Source organism: Candidatus Clostridium stratigraminis (genome assembly GCF_045310675.1).
In the GTDB taxonomy this organism is placed as follows: domain Bacteria; phylum Bacillota; class Clostridia; order Clostridiales; family Clostridiaceae; genus Clostridium_AT; species Clostridium_AT stratigraminis.
In genome coordinates, this window is record NZ_JBJHZZ010000028.1 from 1 (window position 1) to 16,409 (window position 16,409).

Sequence of the window (16,409 nt, forward strand, 5' to 3'; positions counted from 1 at the left end):
CTCTCAATTTAAAAGTTTGAATTCTTAAGCTCATCGCTTACTTTAATTAAATAAAAGAATTGCTGGTTTTTTACCTTTTTATATATCTGTTTAATTTTCAAAGACCAATTTGTTTTGCCGTCGTCTGACAGCTTTTATATCTTATCACTTAGTTTTTTCTCTGTCAACACTTTTTTATAGGTAATTTATTCATTACCTTGTTAGCTTTAAAAGAAAACTTAAGTTTGTTTGCCGCTTTGCATCAGCGACGTTATTTATAATATCATATATCACAGGTTAAATTACTTAAAATAGTAATGATAATTTAAATTATACTTACTTTACTCAATAAATCTAAATATCCCTTTGTATTTCATATATTGATACGCCAGGAATAGTATAATAGGAATATCTGAAAATTGAAAACCTATTAATATTATTTAAATAAAAAACCTTCTGAGCTATGCTGCACTCCATGGTCTACTTGACAGGAAGCATTTCATTAGCTAGAAAGTTTTTTATCATAGTTAATTTTTATTCTGAAAAGCTCATTACTATTTCTTTGAATCTATTACCTCTTACTTCAAAGTTTACAAACATATCAAAGCTTGCACATGCTGGTGCAAGTAAAACTACATCATTTACCTCTGCCTCATCCTTAGCTTTGTTTACTGCATCTTCGAAGGTGTCTGCCATAATTATAGGAAGCTTAAGCTCTTTTGCTATCTTTACCTTTTCAAAGGCAGCCTTTATTTTATCCTTTGTAGCGCCCAGCAAAACTAATTTTTTAATATAAGGGAATCCCTCTTCAGCTAAAGGTTCAAATGGTATATGTTTGTCATAGCCGCCGGCTATTAATATTATAGGTTTCCCAAATACCTTTATATCTGCAAGTGTTCTTGAAGGACTGGAGGCAATGGAGCTATTATAATACTTTACCCCATTTATTTCTTTTACGAATTCTATTCTATGCTCAACGCCTTTAAAAGTCATGGCTACTTTTTTCATAGTTTCTATACTAACATCTTCTTTTAAGGCACAAAATGCCGCTAAATAATTTTCAACATTATGCATACCTTTAATTACAATGTCATCTGCTTTACATACCTCTATACCAGATAGATATAAAATTCCATCCTTATAGTAGGATCCTTGTTTAATTGCTTCTTTAACACTAAATTTTAAGATACTTCCTTTAGCCTCAGCTGCCATAGAGTTAGTAATTTCGTTATCTGCATTGACTATTAAAACATCCTTCTTATCTTGAAATAAGTAAATATTCTTTTTAGCATCAATATATTCCTGCATATCCTTATGCATATCTAAATGATTTGGACTTAAATTTGTTACTATACTTACTTCTGGTGAAACATTCATAGTCATTAGCTGAAAGCTTGATAATTCCAAAACTACTTTATCCTTAGGATTGATTTCTTCTATTCTTGAAAATAGCGGCGTTCCTATATTGCCTCCAACCCAAGTTTTATATCCTTCTTCCTTTAAAATATTATAAATTAAAGTAGTTGTTGTAGTCTTTCCATCGCTGCCAGTTACTCCATATATCTTTGCAGGACAATATCTTACAAATTCCTCCATCTCAGAGGTTATATATGCCCCGATTTCTTGAGCTCTTTTAAAATAAGGTGCATCAATCCTCATGGAAGGAGTTTTAAAAATAACCTCATATCCATTTAAATTCTCTAGGTAATTTTCACCTAAGATTAATTTCACGCCTTTTTCCTTAAACTCTTCTACTATTTCACCTAACTCTTCTTCACCTTTCTTATCAAAGGCACTTACTTTAGCGCCCAGCTTAAGTAAAAATCTGATTAATGGTATGTTACTTACTCCAATACCAACAACGGCTGTTTCTTTATCTTTAATAAATTCCTTAAATTCACAAAAATCTCTTTTCATTAAATTTCCTCCATCTATTACTTGTATGGATCTACTTGCTTAAAATAACAATTAATTTACTTATACATTCAGATTATACCACTTTTATTGATATAGCTATACCTTTGACAGAGATATAATAAAAAAAATAATTTATATTTTATTAACATAAATTACTACACATACTACAAATAAGCTAGTACAATTTCTTATAAAAAATCAAATGTGCTATACTAATAGAAAGAGCGACAAATTTCAACAAATTCTCTTAATCCATTATTTTTCCACTATGATGCATAGGCAATATTGCTAAATTAGATTTTTTCAGTTCTGTTTTTATAACACTTCAAAATATGTCGAAATTGTTCGAATATATTTAATATAAAAACTTTTAATTTTACTATTGTAAAGTGTAAAATATTTATGCTATACTAATATTGTGCCGTAAGGAAACATTAATATAATTCCCCATATTTTAATAAATATAATATATCCCCATGATAAACCCCACTTGATACCGGACACCCCCATGTTCGGTATCTTTTTTTACAAAAAACTGCAGGTGAATTCACCTGCAGTTTTTTCCTAAAACTCTAATTTTTCTTCAATAAAATTATCTAGTTCATCAATGTTTAATCTAATCTGCTGCATTGTATCTCTATCTCTCACTGTAACAGTATTATTTTCTAAGGTGTCGAAATCTATAGTTATACAGTATGGCGTTCCTATTTCGTCCTGTCTTCTGTATCTCTTACCTATGCTTCCTGCTTCATCATAGTCAACATTAAATTTCTTTCTAAGTCTATCATAAACTTCATTAGACTTTTCTGATAGCTTTTTGCTTAACGGTAGGATAGCTGCCTTAAATGGTGCTAGTGCAGGGTGAAAATGAAGTACTGTTCTAACATCTCCGTCTTCAAGAGTTTCTTCATCATAGGCATTGCATAGAAAAGCTAAAGTTACTCTATCAGCGCCTAGAGAAGGTTCTATACAATATGGAACATATTTTTCGTTAGTAATTGGATCAAGATAGCTTAACTCCTGGCCTGAATGCTCAGCGTGCTTATTTAAATCATAATCTGTTCTATCAGCAACACCCCATAATTCACCCCAGCCAAATGGGAATAAAAACTCAATATCAGAGGTTGCATTACTGTAGAAAGACAATTCTTCCTTAGCATGATCTCTAATTCTTAAAGTCTCCTTATTCATTCCAAGATTTAAAAGAAAATTAAAGCAATACTCTCTCCAATAATTAAACCACTCTAAATCAGTTCCAGGCTTACAGAAAAATTCAAGTTCCATCTGTTCAAATTCTCTTGTTCTAAAAATAAAATTACCTGGAGTAATTTCATTTCTAAAGGATTTACCTATTTGAGCAATTCCAAAAGGAACCTTCTTTCTAGAAGTCCTTTGAACATTTCTAAAGTTTACAAATATTCCTTGTGCAGTTTCAGGTCTTAGATAAATTTCATTTTTAGAATCCTCTGTTATACCCATAAAGGTTTTAAACATTAGATTAAACTTTCTTATATCAGTAAAGTTTTTCTTGCCACACTTAGGACAAACAATATTGTGCTCTTCTAAATAAGCTTTAAGCTGCTCATTTGTCCATCCATCAGCACTAGCTGCTTCAGCTCCATTTTCAGTCATATGATCCTCAACTAGCTTATCAGCTCTAAATCTAGCCTTACATTCCTTGCAATCCATTAAAGGATCAGAAAAGCCACCTACATGTCCTGATGCAACCCACACTTCACTGTTCATTAGTATGGCGCAGTCCACCCCTACATTATAAGGACTTTCTTGCACAAATTTTTTCCACCATGCTTTTTTAACATTGTTCTTAAATTCTACACCTAAGGGTCCAAAGTCCCAAGCATTTGCAAGTCCACCATATATTTCTGATCCGGCAAATACAAAGCCCCTTCCTTTTGCAAGTGCTACTATTTTATCCATAGTCTTTTCAACAGCCATTTATCTTTTCCTCCTTTTCATTATTACTAATTAGTCTAGTCAGCACGGTGTAGTCTAACTTGCCGATTATTAATCGGCAGACTACCCGTAGAAGCCCATTTAGGACTTTTACCTCCTTTTAGTGGTCACACTGAGTAGTTTAAGACTACTCGTTTATATTATTCCAATTAAAAAAGGACTACTTACCATAAGGGACGAAAGAATTTTCTTCCGCGGTTCCACCCTTGTTGGCAAATGCCCTGCTTTCACATTTAAATCATTCAAAAGTTCCCTTCATATTAGGTCTTTAGCTGCTTACACCACCGCAGCCTCTCTATAAAAATTCTAATATTACTCTTCTTTCTCATCATGATATATAAAATTATATTCTTAATTATAACCTATTACTTAATATTGTCAATGCTATAATGTTTCTTTTGGGTTTTTATTTCCAAAGTCCTTCATATTGTCAAATATATCTTTTCTTCCTATATTTTTTGTTTTATATCTTTCTTTTCTTATTTTTATTACACCATAGACTATGACTGCTGCGCCGAACATTAAAGCTATTATTTGAGAAATTAAATCAGGTATATATTTAGAAACTAGATTATCGCCAGTAACCATATTTATGGCAGTATATATGAGAATACTTGCTCCAATATATACTATTATCCCATACTTTTTCATTAGGTTAGCTACAAATTTAGCTCCAAAAAAAATAATAGGTATGCTAAGAGATAGTCCAAAGATTATGAGCCATATATTGCCTTTGGCTGCACCGGCTATAGCCAGAACATTATCTAAGCCCATACTTAAATCTGCTATTATTATATTTGATACAGCTTTCCACAAACTTTTACTAGCATTAATTCCACTACCTTCCGAAACATCCTCCATATTTAATAAATCCCATGTTATTTTTATAAGTAATATTCCTCCAATTAGCTTTATTGGCAGCCATTCTATTGACATAATCAGCGAAATAATACATGTAAATATAATTCTAAGAAGTACTGCTCCTGCAACACCAATTAAGCTTGCAATTTTAGCCTGCTTCTTTGGTAAATTTCTTATTGCTAAAGCAATTACACTTACATTATCTCCAGAGAGAGTAATATCCATTATAGTAATTTGAAGAATAGAAAATAGTATTAGCCATATATTATCCATTATTACACTCCTCATTAGTTTTATGTACAAAAAAGCAATGTCATTTAAGACACTGCCTTTATTTTATTTATAAATTAAAATATTATACTAATAAATATGGCTCCATGGAGAGGGCTCGAACCTCCAACCCTTCGGTTAACAGCCGAATGCTCCGCCATTGAGCTACCATGGAACGTTTATTACATTAGTTATTATAGCACATAATGTTAAAATTTCAAGAGCTTTTTAATTAAAATTCAAAACAAATGTAACTTAAAGTACCATAAGCATAGCTTCTATGAAGAAGTTTTGGAAGTTTCCCTTCTTGACCGCTTCCCATAGCTATAAACATTGGAGCTATGTGTTCTTCTCTTGGTACAGCCATTTTTGCATTAGGGGCTAATTCTTGATAATTAAACAAGTTTTTTAAATTATTTTGTTCAACATTTTCTATAAGCCAATTATCAAATTCTATTGCCCAACTTTTAGTTTCTTTTGCATACCAATCCACTGTTCTTAAATTATGGACCGTAGACCCGCTTCCTATTACTAATATATTTTCTTTTTCAAGTTCCCTTAATGCTTTTCCTATTTCATACTGCTTTTCCATAGGTAAAAATGGATTTACAGAAACTTGAACTACGGGAATATTAGCTTCTGGATACATTATTTTAAGTATATCCCAGCTTCCATGGTCTAATCCTCTAGTCTTATCAAGTTCACTTCTTATACCCTTCACTTCTAACAAACTTTTTATTTTATTAGCAATTTCAGGTGAGCCTTTTGCATTGTATTTTATTGAATATAGCTCCTCTGGAAATCCATAAAAGTCATAAATCATATCATAGGTATTTTCTATTGATGATATTGTAGTTATTTCACTCTCAAAGTGTGCTGTAAATATTACAATAGCCTTAGGCTTTATGCCCTTTGCTAAATCCTTTAAAAAATTAGTATAATCATTTTCTTCTATTGCAAGAGTTGGTCCACCATGACAAACAAATAGTGACATAATAAAGCCTCCTTATTATCAAATTCAACTTACTTACTTTGTGTAACTATGATACAATATTGAATTCTATCTTGTCAAGTAATAGTTGTAAAAATTTAGGGGTTGAGGCAAAATGTTTTTGCCTCAACCCCTAAACAATCGCTAATTACTGAGCGATGCTTTTTCCTGCTTTGGAAAGCTTCCATATTGCGATAAAATTACTCCTGCGAACATTAATCCGCAGCCAATATAACCTCTTGCGCCTAAATTTTCGTGAAGTATAATTAATCCACCTATAGCTGCAAATACAGATTCCATACTTAAAACGATGGCTGCATGTGATGGTTTAGCATTTTTCTGCCCTACTACCTGCAAAGTATATGCAATTCCAACAGAGCAAATTCCACCATAAAGTATTGGAATAACTGCTTGGGATAATCCAATCAAAGTGTTTTTCTCGAATATAAAGGCTGCAATTAAACTTAATATGGAACAAGTTAGAAACTGTACAAAAGATAATTTTAATGCATCTACTTTTTTCGTAAAATTGTCTATTAGCAATATGTGAATGGCCCATAGAAAGGCTCCTATAAGCTCGTATATATCTGACATTGCAATTGTGAAACCTTCTGTGACGCTTAAAAAATATAATCCAATAATAGCTAGTATAACTCCAACCCAGGTAGCTTTATGTATATTATGTTTTAAAAATATTCCAAAAACAGGAACAAGCACAATATAAAAGCCAGTTATAAAGGCTGCTTTTCCAGCAGAAGTTTCAACCAGACCTATTTGCTGAAGTGATGCTGCAAGGAAAATTACGCATCCGAGTATAACACCGGATTTCCAAGGGCTTGTTGAAACAGCTTCCTCTTCCGATAGAGCCTTGCTTTTTTCCTTTTTTAAGGACACTAATAATAGTGGGACTAAAGAAAGGCTGCCTAAGGCAAATCTTACGCCATTAAACATAAATGAACCTACATATTTTGAACCGATTCTCTGGGCTACAAAAGCAAATCCCCAAATTGCCGCAGCTAGTAAAAGTAAAAGACTGGATTCAACTTCTTGTTTTTTCATTTCTATTTCCCCCTGTATTCCTAGTTATACACAACAATTATTAATTGTTGTTCCCCTCACAATATATTGTATCAGCAATTAATGAATTTGAGAACCCCAGGGCCTTGCGGTGATTGTCTTTTTATTAATTGCTTATTATTGCAAAACTGGGGCTTACTCATAATTATAAATTTTAGAGTGTTTCTTTTGGATTCCAAAGGTGTTTTTTTAAGTCAATGGATCCATCTTTTTTAAAGGTTATTCCCTCTGCTTTAAGTATATCTCTTTGCAGCTGTTTTGAGCCAAAGGCATATTCTGGAGCCATCTCTCCTAATCTATTTACCACCCTATGGCAGGGCAGATGAAGTTCATTAGGTGCTGCTTTCATAGCCCATCCCACTATTCTTGCAGATCTTGGTTCACCTATAAGCTTTGCTATTTGTCCATAGGTTGCTACCTTTCCCTCAGGAATCTTAAATACAATTATATAAACACGCTGAAAAAAATCCTTCATTTTTTCCCCTTTCCTTAAAAAGTATGTCCTAAGCTAAATTTACATATTTCTTTATAATTTACTGCTAATATTATAAATTATTACTTTAATAAAATGAAGGGATAAAAAAAGGTACATCAGTTTTAACTAACATATCTTTGTTATATTATTTAGTATATCTACGGGTTTCATTATTTGACGGTTACAGTTCAGCAAATAGAATTGCGCTTACTCTGTAGATTCAGAACAAGCGCAACCATTGGTACTCATTATTAACGACTAGTGATCTTGGCCATAACGAGCTTTTACACAGTGTCCGCCTTCACAAGAAGAACGATCACTTGCGTCTGAATTAACTTTAATAGACACTTCAATTTTTTTAATTTCAGGTTTCTTGTAGCTCATGTATATACCTCCCTTTTTTTAGTGTTTGCTCTTTCAAGAGCTTGTTCTAATGATATTTCTTTCTCATAAAATGCCTTTCTAATTAAAGCACATTTACAAGCATCATCAGCTCTGTATTCTGGATTTCCAAATAACAGATCCATATCTGCAGGACAAATATCACAATAATATTGTGCATCACACCCTTTGCACTTATATTTATCCGTCGCAACTTGTTTATTATATTTATCAAAATCAGCCCAAATGTTATCATAATTTGAACTAGACAATTTAATTCCACAATGGCGCAATTTCATACAGGGGCACATATTTCCCTGAAAGTCAATTACGAAGCTATTAACTGCAACATTACAAGAATATACCATCTTATTATTCTTCAAGGTACCAATTACTTCTTCATAATTCAATATATCATTTCTTGTTCCATTTTTAATTTGCTCATAATAATTTGCAAACTCATGACGAAGTATTTCCGCCATATCTACTAGATGATTTTTAGGTCTTGTATCTTTATCTATTGTACTACAGATTTCAAAAGTATAAACAAACGGTATTCCCAAAGTTTCTGCCAATTTTTTCATTTCATTTAGCTCAGGTAAAGTCAAATCTATTATTGGCGACTTGAGAGACACTCGCACATTAGCTTCTTTTAACCTTTTGCAATTTTCAATAACTTTAGAAAATGCATCGGATATTCCTGTTACTTTCTTATAAGTTTCTTCATTTGCACCATATAATGATATATCAACTAATAATGGTGGGTATTCCGCCAATGCATTTATTATATCTTCATTGAATAGATAACCATTTGTGAAAAGCTCTACTAAAAAACCTTTTTTCTTGGCATATATATATATTTGTAGGAAATCTTTTCTAGTTAGAATTTCACCGCCAGTAAGCGTCAAAAACAAGATACCTTTTTCATATAGAATATCTATAATTTCAATAATTTTCTCAAAAGACATTTCTTTTGCTGCATGGACATGCTGTAGATAACAATGAATACAATTCATATTGCATTTTGCTGTAATCTCAAACAAAACTGAAAATGGTTTTCTATTAGCTATCCATTCTTTCCGCTTATCATCATCAAAATTAAGCAACTGCATATGTAATCTTTCATCAATTTCCTCCATCATATACCTCCACAAAATGCTCTTGTTCTAATAATTCTACAAAATCAGCCACATCACTTTCAAGTAACTTTCTGTCAATGTCACTTTCGATTGCTTTCATTAAGAAATTAACTATGCCCTTCAGATTATTTGTTTTATCAAGTTGATTCCATATAAATTCACCAATATCATTAAGTTCATATATCTTACATTTTTCATCCAAATAGTTCTGCTTTATATCCACTAAAAAGTAGCTTCCATGTATCATTCTCTTGACTATATTTTCAGATTTTTTTATCAAAACAATCCCACATCCCAAACATTGTATTCAACCAACATATCCAAATCATCTCATATATGCGCCAGATATAATCTTATCGCTTGCCTTCATAAACTATACCTCTTAAAAGAGGAACCGAATTGTGTTTCCAGTTCCTCCCACAACATAATCTAAACAAATCATCTTCTCAATTTAAGAATTAATTCTTTTACTTCTGGATCATCATCATTATACTGTTCTAGAATTTCACGGATAGCTTCCAATTTCCTTCGATCATTGCTAGCCTCCTCAATTCTTTTTAAAACTTCATAGGCTTCGCTACGAGATAATGAGCGCGACATACGTACACACCACCTTATGATACGATTTCATCAAAGATGTCAAAGATACAATGATAGTAGTTTTTCTCATCTTCCAACTTTGTCTTACTACTGCCTAAAGTTCTTAAACCCTGTCCAATCATAGAACCAATCTTGTAGGACACATCCTTGCCAGCTCTATCCTGCTTCAAAAATTCTGTTGTATTTGCCTTGTTCATCTGCTTACTTTGACCAAAATCATTGATAGAAACAAAAGCGTATACCCCCTGTCTCTTAACTCTAATACAGAATCTGAAATAATCTCTTTCATGCTCAGGATGATACATTACAAGACAATCCTCTGTACTAGAATTAAATAATCCTCCCGACTTTACCTGATCTCGTGTGAATGCTACTGGGATTCCCATTTTCATTGAACAATCCTTAATAGCCTCCTGAACTGTCTGGATTGTAATACCTTCACCGTTCTGATACCTAACTGTTGGTCTGAACTCTCTGAGTTCTGTGTCTTTAATCATTGTTTGTTCCTCCTTGGATATTTTATATATATTAAAGCGTATTCACTAATTTCTTCATTATGACTTATGGAATATAATATGTTTCATAGATACTTTTTTTCTGTACATTTGAAAATGATCTGCCGCAACTTCATTAGCATTGTCTGCTGCAAGCTGCATATATTTATGCGCTGTGTCAAAATCCTGCGATACTATTCATAAAACCAACCTAAAATCAAATGTGCCTCTACATTTCCTTTTTTAACCACTTTATTTGATAATTAAAGGCTTCCAGCAACATATAACCTATTAGTCTAATGCCAAATCGTTCATATGGATCTTTAGCCGCATCTACTGTCACCGCTGCTATCTCATCCACACGTTTACGATCCAACCTGGCATCGGTTTTTACCTTGTAATGCTGCACTTTGTTATCTAAAAAAAATCTGAATCTTTGCCTTAGGTTCTCCATCGGCTAATCTCATAGCGCGTTCGAATACCAGCGGCATTTCAGCCTCTCCAGTGCCCGATCGATAGAAGTTTCAGTATGTATCAAAATAATGTATATTTAAGTAATTTTATTCAGTTCGGCGGTTGACTCGCTAATGTAATAATTTTCTTCAGCAGTTAATGACGTTGAAAATAGTTGAAACGCAACACAACATTCATCGTATTGGCTTAGTAGTGTCAAAAGCGAATCAAAGTTGTCGTAATTATCGCTTGGAATAATATTACAATAGTAATATGGATAAGCAGAGCCACTGTGTGCATCTATGTGTTCCGATTTTGCAATACTAAATAAGCTTTCTGATTTTATTGAGGAAAGTAGCTCAATAAAATTAATGTCATTGAGAGGTCTAAGCTCTGTTACAAATTTTTTGGAAGTTAAGGCAGCTTCTATTGCTCTTTGGATTAATTCAATTCTTGAAATTGCTAATTCCTTATTGGATTCAATTGCTCGTAAGACAAAAAATAGCCTAATTTTTGATCGAAATAATTGATTTTCAACTTTCTGAGGAACCCAAAGAAGCTCCACCATAGCGCTACTGCCAGAGCAAAGTTTATGTAGTTCCCTCAGGAGTTGTATAAACGCTTCACTATTTATCAATAACGGGTCTCTGCTTGTAGGATCTTGTGAGCGTCTTGTTAAAAACGTAGTTATTTCTAACACACTACACCCAATAACTCTCCCATCAGACAGATCGTATGTATCCATTTTCATAATCACCTCTTAATAATGCAGCCATAATTACACACTCTCCCTACTTTAAAATTTTACACTTACGGTTTCTATCCGCAATTAAGCTCTGAATTTCATTGATAAGTGCCATGTTCTCTTTAGGAGAATTGCTCTGCATTCCATCAGCAAGTTGCGCCATTTTTATTTCAATTTTATTTTCCAAAGCGCCAAGTGAAGCATGGCTCATTGGGTCACTATAACGAATGGTATCCTTTAGTTCAGAAAGTGCCTTTGTGACACTGTTATCTGTAGCAGAGCTTATCATACCCTCAACATCTACTCCAAGAGATTTGATGTAAAATACCTTTTCTGCCGTTTTTACATCCGTATTTGAAATAACCCCTTTTGTTACTAATGTAGAGCTGATTAAAATTGTATATATCGCAAGTAGCAATAATTGAATACAAAATGCAACAGTTACTGTAAAAATAGGTAACAACATAATAATTGTTCCAATAATAAGCTGTATAAAAACATAAGTTACACCTAATTGAATTGCCCCAAAACCCAAAAATAGTTCTCGACGCTCGTTACCTTTTTTGCATATAATTTGATCTATTACAGCATGTACAATTAATGAAATCCAAGTAAACGATAGTGCCACCCAAAAGGTTGGTGTTTTCCAATTGGTCGAAAGTATAGTAATGACGGTATATACCACCCCGATAATAGCCGTTATAGCTAAGCTCCATATTTTAATTGTTTTTTTATTCATAAAATTGTCCTCCTTATCCTCGAATCATTTTCATGAGTTGTTGGCGTTCAGCTTCAAATTCTTCAGCAGACATAAGTCCGCTATCCTTCATCATATTCAGCATATCAATTTTCTCTTTAAACGCAGTCATAGAGTTTGCTTTTGAAATTTCTTGAGATGATACAGGTTCTTGAATAGTATCTTCTCTTAGTTGTAATGTTGGTGGCATTTGCACTTCTGGCACGGTGGGAGTGGTAGGTGAGGAAGAAATAGCACCAAATACAGGGTTAAGTGCATTTGCCGCAAGCCCAGCAACACCCTGACCAACACCTACTCCAATGCCACCCATCATACCTAAGCCCAATCCTGCATTCGAAAAATTTCCAACGCCCTCATTTTTTGCTAATCTTTCAACCGCATTATAGGCCCGTTCGGTCTGATAATCATAACCCTCAGTTTTTCGTTTGTTAGCCAACGCCTCTGCCTCCATTTGCATCTTCATAGAGCGTGTCTGTTGGTCAATGAGCTCTTTCTGTTGGCGAATTTGCGCATCTGTAATATCTGCATACTTGCGGAAATGGAGTTCTTTAAGTTTTTCATATTGAAGTTCACCATCAGGACGACTTACAGTAGTAACTAAGAATTGATTCAATTTTAGACCATAGTCCCTAAAGTCTTTCTCTAATTTCACTTTTAATTGTTCGGAAAACTGTTCGAGATACATGTCTATCTCAAATATGCTTATAGCGCTTTGTGTAAGAACCGTTGCCATATAGGTTTTTACTCTTGTCATCAAGAACGCACGAAATATGTTTATTATCTTGCTCTGTGACAATTCTTTTTCAGTGCCAACAAGCTTTAATAGCAATTTTCTTGAGTCATCCACGCATACACTCATTTCGCCTGATGCTCCAATAGAAATAGGAAATTTATATGCAGGTTCCATATATTGAACCTTACTATCGGTTCCCCATTTTAAGGACATTTGCTCCACCATATTAACGAAATAGATTTCGCAATGGAACGGTGTTTCGTCGTTGGAGACCTTGTTTATAAGTCTGCCTAAGATCGGAATATTTTGCGACTCTAACGTATGTCGACCCGGTCCAAACAAATCTAAAGCTTGTCCATTACGGAATAAAATTGCTTCCTGTGATTCATGTACAATTAACTGCGAATAATTATTGAAATCCTCGCAGTTATGTTTCCAGATAAATGTACTATTGTCGCCCTCGTATTTAATAACTTTTGCTATATTTGCCATAATATTTCCTCTTCCCTTTTATAAAATTTCTCTTTTCTCTTTATAATTATTTACTTTCTCTAATTAAGCGTTTAGCTCTGCAGCACATTCTTCAAGTAATTTTTCATCTTCAATTAGTACGGCTTCCATTTCATCTATTTGCTTTTGCGTTATTGAGATTTGCTCAGGAATTGTTTGCTTGTGTTTTTCAAAATTATTTATGTGTTCTTCTAGCTTTTTGGCTTTAGTATTTGTTATAAAGGATCCTGTCAAGATTCCCAAAATGCCACCTAAAACAAGCGATAATATATAAGCAGCCACACCAAAAAAAATTGGAGCGAGAATAATGCATATTTTGCATTCCTAGATATACATTTTACCTCCTCATTTCTTTGCAAACTATAGACCATTACGATATATTTTAAACAAGAGAACCGCTATCGTTGTTATATGATTTACAATTTACAGTACATTCGCTATTTTAGAATTATTTTCTTTACTGATTTCGTGTGATTTCATCTATTTCTGTGATGAAATTTTTTATTGCTTCATGCTCTTTTTCCTTATACTCATTCCCTTCGTACAATCTATTCTTTAAACCTGCAAGCTGTTTCTGAAAATCTTCAAGCTCGATCTTCCATTTTTTAATAAATTTTCTGGCTTCAAAAAATCTTTTACACCAGCGATATATGAATCGAAAAGCCATTATTGGTCCACCGAATATAATAATTAGTAGTAGTAGTCCAAGCAAAACCCACTTGCCGGTAGGATCATTTTCACTCACTATAAATGCAATTGCTACTGCTGATAAATATATGGCGATAAACATTGCTGACAGACCAATTGGAAATTTAATTCCTTTTTGCGAACCTTCAATGCTTTTCTTGAGATCATCTATTTTTTGTTGAATACAACTTATCTCGGTAGTAATTGTATTAATGGATGAACTAACTCGATTTAGAGCATCCTCAGCATTGCTTTTCTCTGAAAGTATATTTCTATATTTTGTTCGTCTTTGTATCAACCATTTCGCCATATCCTCTGAATTTTTATAATTTCCAAGCGCAGAAAAAATTTCTATCGCGTTACTCCAACAAAGTTCAAAGTTAAGACTACTGATAGCCAATTTGCTAGCTTCGTCATAGCACCATTCATAGACACTTTCGTTATACTCAATTAATCTTTGCCTTAATTGCTCATCAGCATATTCGATAGCGTGCTCATAATTTTTGCTTGTATCAAGTAGGGTCGTTGTATTTTGTAGATTTTCTTCAACGTTAACTTTTCTCTCCACCATTAGCTTGCCTAAATAAGCATAAGCGGAGCGTGGATCTAGATTTAGTACTTGCTCTAGCAGTTGGTCGGCTTTACCGAAATCACCGTCACGGAGGCACATAAACGCTCTTTCTACCATAGCAGCCGTGTTTTCAGCTGTTTTCCCGTGGAAAGAGGGAGCATCGGTCTTTTTTTGTTTTTCACATACCTTTTTCACGCCACGAACTAAATCTTGTATGAATCCAATTTTATTCATATCCTGTGCTTGATACATAGAAAGTTCTTCCGGCAAGTCATACGCATCCATTTTTTGATAGCAGGGGATAAGCACCTTCTCTTTGTTTTTACGCATTAAGCCAATAAATCGGCTCCATTCGTTTTTCACCCAAACAGAGTTAACATGCTCTGCTTCGGTAGTTACTACAAGCATAACCTTTGCACTATTGAGTGCTGCAAATATGTAAGGTTCATATTGTTGTCCGAGCTTTTCTTCCAAAGTAATACGGGAGAAAAACACATTTAAATTCTCTTTTGTTAGCTTGTCATAAATATCTTGTGCTAAAACGCTATCCTGCGTACGAGAGCCACCGCCGGTGGTTTCTTTATAGCAGATAAAAACATCATAGGGTTCCTCCAGCTTAGAAATGGCCAAAATACCTTGTTGTACCTTATCAATTTTCTTTGCCTCAGCTTCATATAGACTTCTGGTGTACTCGTCTGCGGCATAGTCAAGGGTCAACAAATATCCCTCGTCGGTTAATATAGACTCATTCTGCACACGATGGCAGGTTGGTATACGCTCTCCACTATGTGGATCTTCAACATACTCAACGCCGTACTTAGCCAGTACCATACCCCATTGTGCCTCTGAATCCTCGCCACCCTCACGAATGATTCCATCAAATGCACTAATTGCTTTGTCAAACTCTCCCTTTTGGCGGAAATAGTTCGCTCTATTAAATAACCTTACTCTGTTTTCGTCTGTAATTTTGGGCAATGTTGTCAATGTCCCACATGAATCACAGGTAAAAAATTTATTTCCCTCTTCAACTTCATTTCGTGCGCCACACATTTTGCATTCCCAGATGTACATTTAATTTCCTCCTAAATATTTTTTAAAAAAGTAAGAATTTATTGTGTTTTATTTTCGATATATTTATCATAAGAAGCTACTATTTCATTGAATTCTATATTCCATTCAGACTGGGTCGATGCACTTTCGTTTTGAAATGAAAAAGTGTCTAAATCTCGACTGCCGTCATCATTTTCTGTAATAGCGTAACCCATAAAAGCTTCTGGTCTATCAGAACCTTCATTTTTATAAGTTTCAATATTGGCAAAAATTTTCTTCCCATCTTTAAGCGAAGATGCCCAGCTGTTTTCTAGTTGTTTGTATGTTCCTCGATTAAGGTTTCTGTTTTGCGCCTCTAAATTTTCCTGTCCTATCTCACCACCAAAACGTACTCCAATTAGATGTCCACCATCATCGTCAAAACGTCGTGACTCACCTCCTGCGCTAAGTTGAGCTGTAGAATTTCGTTGAGGGTTGTCCTCAAGCTCTAAAATTCCATTGGCACTTTTCCCATATTCATTTTCATTATATCTATATTCGCCGCTACTGTATTTGCTATACAATTCTAGGTCCTCCATAGCCTCTGATGGATATGGTGCCTTTTCATTCATCTTCTCATCAAACATAATGGTCGAAGATTCAGATTCAAGCGCCGTTAACCAAGTCCCTGGTGTTAGTATAATAATGTAGACACAGAAATCCGAACATAATAAAATATAGAAAAGGAAGGACGTGTCTACAATGC

Annotated in this window: 18 protein-coding genes, 1 tRNA gene and 1 other annotated feature; all 19 genes read right to left on the reverse strand. The window is 33.9% G+C overall.

From position 1 onward, the window contains the following. Positions 1 to 513: 513 nt before the first annotated feature. Positions 514 to 1,896 (reverse strand): UDP-N-acetylmuramoyl-L-alanine--D-glutamate ligase, encoded by a 1,383-nt coding sequence (gene murD, locus ACJDUG_RS17435; RefSeq protein ID WP_406771143.1) that lies wholly within the window; start codon positions 1,894 to 1,896, stop codon positions 514 to 516. A gap of 564 nt (positions 1,897 to 2,460) precedes the next feature. Continuing rightward, the gene (locus tag ACJDUG_RS17440; RefSeq protein WP_406771144.1) at positions 2,461 to 3,852 is read right to left on the reverse strand and encodes a glycine--tRNA ligase; all 1,392 of its coding nucleotides are present in this window, start codon (positions 3,850 to 3,852) and stop codon (positions 2,461 to 2,463) included. A 187-nt stretch (positions 3,853 to 4,039) separates the two neighbouring features. Further along, positions 4,040 to 4,208, reverse strand: a binding site (T-box leader). Between the two features lie 46 nt (positions 4,209 to 4,254). Continuing rightward, positions 4,255 to 5,004 (reverse strand): TerC family protein, encoded by a 750-nt coding sequence (locus ACJDUG_RS17445; protein WP_406771145.1) that lies wholly within the window; start codon positions 5,002 to 5,004, stop codon positions 4,255 to 4,257. A 97-nt stretch (positions 5,005 to 5,101) separates the two neighbouring features. Further along, positions 5,102 to 5,176 (reverse strand) — tRNA-Asn (locus tag ACJDUG_RS17450). 57 nt (positions 5,177 to 5,233) lie between these two features. Continuing rightward, the gene (locus tag ACJDUG_RS17455) at positions 5,234 to 5,995 is read right to left on the reverse strand and encodes a DODA-type extradiol aromatic ring-opening family dioxygenase (RefSeq protein WP_406771146.1); all 762 of its coding nucleotides are present in this window, start codon (positions 5,993 to 5,995) and stop codon (positions 5,234 to 5,236) included. Positions 5,996 to 6,136: 141 nt separating this feature from the next. Further along, positions 6,137 to 7,051, reverse strand: coding sequence for a DMT family transporter (locus tag ACJDUG_RS17460; RefSeq protein ID WP_406771147.1), 915 nt, complete (start codon positions 7,049 to 7,051; stop codon positions 6,137 to 6,139). A 172-nt stretch (positions 7,052 to 7,223) separates the two neighbouring features. After that, positions 7,224 to 7,544, reverse strand: a complete 321-nt coding sequence (locus ACJDUG_RS17465; RefSeq protein ID WP_406771148.1) for an MGMT family protein — start codon at positions 7,542 to 7,544, stop codon at positions 7,224 to 7,226. 258 nt (positions 7,545 to 7,802) lie between these two features. Then, positions 7,803 to 7,928, reverse strand: a complete 126-nt coding sequence (locus ACJDUG_RS17470; RefSeq protein ID WP_406771149.1) for a hypothetical protein — start codon at positions 7,926 to 7,928, stop codon at positions 7,803 to 7,805. Then, positions 7,925 to 9,064 carry a radical SAM protein gene (locus ACJDUG_RS17475; protein WP_406771150.1) on the reverse strand — a complete coding sequence of 380 codons (1,140 nt, stop codon included), beginning with the start codon at positions 9,062 to 9,064 and terminating at the stop codon, positions 7,925 to 7,927. The genes ACJDUG_RS17470 and ACJDUG_RS17475 overlap by 4 nt, the downstream gene beginning before the upstream one ends. Beyond that, positions 9,051 to 9,362 (reverse strand): PqqD family protein, encoded by a 312-nt coding sequence (locus tag ACJDUG_RS17480; RefSeq protein ID WP_406771151.1) that lies wholly within the window; start codon positions 9,360 to 9,362, stop codon positions 9,051 to 9,053. The genes ACJDUG_RS17475 and ACJDUG_RS17480 overlap by 14 nt, the downstream gene beginning before the upstream one ends. A 140-nt stretch (positions 9,363 to 9,502) precedes the next feature. Continuing rightward, the gene (locus ACJDUG_RS17485) at positions 9,503 to 9,664 is read right to left on the reverse strand and encodes a hypothetical protein (protein WP_406771152.1); all 162 of its coding nucleotides are present in this window, start codon (positions 9,662 to 9,664) and stop codon (positions 9,503 to 9,505) included. A gap of 14 nt (positions 9,665 to 9,678) precedes the next feature. Next, on the reverse strand, positions 9,679 to 10,161 hold the full coding sequence (locus tag ACJDUG_RS17490) for a hypothetical protein (RefSeq protein WP_406771153.1): 483 nt from the start codon (positions 10,159 to 10,161) through the stop codon (positions 9,679 to 9,681). A 226-nt stretch (positions 10,162 to 10,387) separates the two neighbouring features. Further along, entirely contained in the window at positions 10,388 to 10,612 is a 225-nt protein-coding gene (locus ACJDUG_RS17495) for a hypothetical protein (protein ID WP_406771154.1), read from the reverse strand. A gap of 96 nt (positions 10,613 to 10,708) precedes the next feature. Next, positions 10,709 to 11,356 (reverse strand): hypothetical protein, encoded by a 648-nt coding sequence (locus ACJDUG_RS17500; RefSeq protein WP_406771155.1) that lies wholly within the window; start codon positions 11,354 to 11,356, stop codon positions 10,709 to 10,711. A gap of 46 nt (positions 11,357 to 11,402) precedes the next feature. Further along, complete coding sequence (locus ACJDUG_RS17505) at positions 11,403 to 12,095, reverse strand: hypothetical protein (protein WP_406771156.1); 693 nt, start codon at positions 12,093 to 12,095, stop codon at positions 11,403 to 11,405. Positions 12,096 to 12,108: 13 nt separating this feature from the next. After that, the gene (locus ACJDUG_RS17510) at positions 12,109 to 13,338 is read right to left on the reverse strand and encodes an SPFH domain-containing protein (protein WP_406771157.1); all 1,230 of its coding nucleotides are present in this window, start codon (positions 13,336 to 13,338) and stop codon (positions 12,109 to 12,111) included. Positions 13,339 to 13,401: 63 nt separating this feature from the next. Continuing rightward, positions 13,402 to 13,599 carry a hypothetical protein gene (locus tag ACJDUG_RS17515; RefSeq protein WP_406771158.1) on the reverse strand — a complete coding sequence of 66 codons (198 nt, stop codon included), beginning with the start codon at positions 13,597 to 13,599 and terminating at the stop codon, positions 13,402 to 13,404. Positions 13,600 to 13,813: 214 nt separating this feature from the next. Then, positions 13,814 to 15,685 (reverse strand): TIR domain-containing protein, encoded by a 1,872-nt coding sequence (locus tag ACJDUG_RS17520; RefSeq protein ID WP_406771159.1) that lies wholly within the window; start codon positions 15,683 to 15,685, stop codon positions 13,814 to 13,816. A gap of 38 nt (positions 15,686 to 15,723) precedes the next feature. Then, on the reverse strand, positions 15,724 to 16,409 hold a 686-nt coding region (locus ACJDUG_RS17525; protein ID WP_406771160.1), incomplete at its 5' end, for a DNA/RNA non-specific endonuclease.

What these genes read in the sequence shown, in the direction of transcription:
- murD (WP_406771143.1), bottom strand. Translation starts at nt 1,896, where the DNA reads ATGAAAAGAGATTTTTGTGAATTTAAGGAATTTATTAAAGATAAAGAA.
- ACJDUG_RS17440 (WP_406771144.1), bottom strand. Translation starts at nt 3,852, where the DNA reads ATGGCTGTTGAAAAGACTATGGATAAAATAGTAGCACTTGCAAAAGGA.
- ACJDUG_RS17445 (WP_406771145.1), bottom strand. Translation starts at nt 5,004, where the DNA reads ATGGATAATATATGGCTAATACTATTTTCTATTCTTCAAATTACTATA.
- ACJDUG_RS17455 (WP_406771146.1), bottom strand. Translation starts at nt 5,995, where the DNA reads ATGTCACTATTTGTTTGTCATGGTGGACCAACTCTTGCAATAGAAGAA.
- ACJDUG_RS17460 (WP_406771147.1), bottom strand. Translation starts at nt 7,051, where the DNA reads ATGAAAAAACAAGAAGTTGAATCCAGTCTTTTACTTTTACTAGCTGCG.
- ACJDUG_RS17465 (WP_406771148.1), bottom strand. Translation starts at nt 7,544, where the DNA reads ATGAAGGATTTTTTTCAGCGTGTTTATATAATTGTATTTAAGATTCCT.
- ACJDUG_RS17470 (WP_406771149.1), bottom strand. Translation starts at nt 7,928, where the DNA reads ATGAGCTACAAGAAACCTGAAATTAAAAAAATTGAAGTGTCTATTAAA.
- ACJDUG_RS17475 (WP_406771150.1), bottom strand. Translation starts at nt 9,064, where the DNA reads ATGGAGGAAATTGATGAAAGATTACATATGCAGTTGCTTAATTTTGAT.
- ACJDUG_RS17485 (WP_406771152.1), bottom strand. Translation starts at nt 9,664, where the DNA reads ATGTCGCGCTCATTATCTCGTAGCGAAGCCTATGAAGTTTTAAAAAGA.
- ACJDUG_RS17490 (WP_406771153.1), bottom strand. Translation starts at nt 10,161, where the DNA reads ATGATTAAAGACACAGAACTCAGAGAGTTCAGACCAACAGTTAGGTAT.
- ACJDUG_RS17495 (WP_406771154.1), bottom strand. Translation starts at nt 10,612, where the DNA reads ATGGAGAACCTAAGGCAAAGATTCAGATTTTTTTTAGATAACAAAGTG.
- ACJDUG_RS17500 (WP_406771155.1), bottom strand. Translation starts at nt 11,356, where the DNA reads ATGGATACATACGATCTGTCTGATGGGAGAGTTATTGGGTGTAGTGTG.
- ACJDUG_RS17505 (WP_406771156.1), bottom strand. Translation starts at nt 12,095, where the DNA reads ATGAATAAAAAAACAATTAAAATATGGAGCTTAGCTATAACGGCTATT.
- ACJDUG_RS17510 (WP_406771157.1), bottom strand. Translation starts at nt 13,338, where the DNA reads ATGGCAAATATAGCAAAAGTTATTAAATACGAGGGCGACAATAGTACA.
- ACJDUG_RS17520 (WP_406771159.1), bottom strand. Translation starts at nt 15,685, where the DNA reads ATGTACATCTGGGAATGCAAAATGTGTGGCGCACGAAATGAAGTTGAA.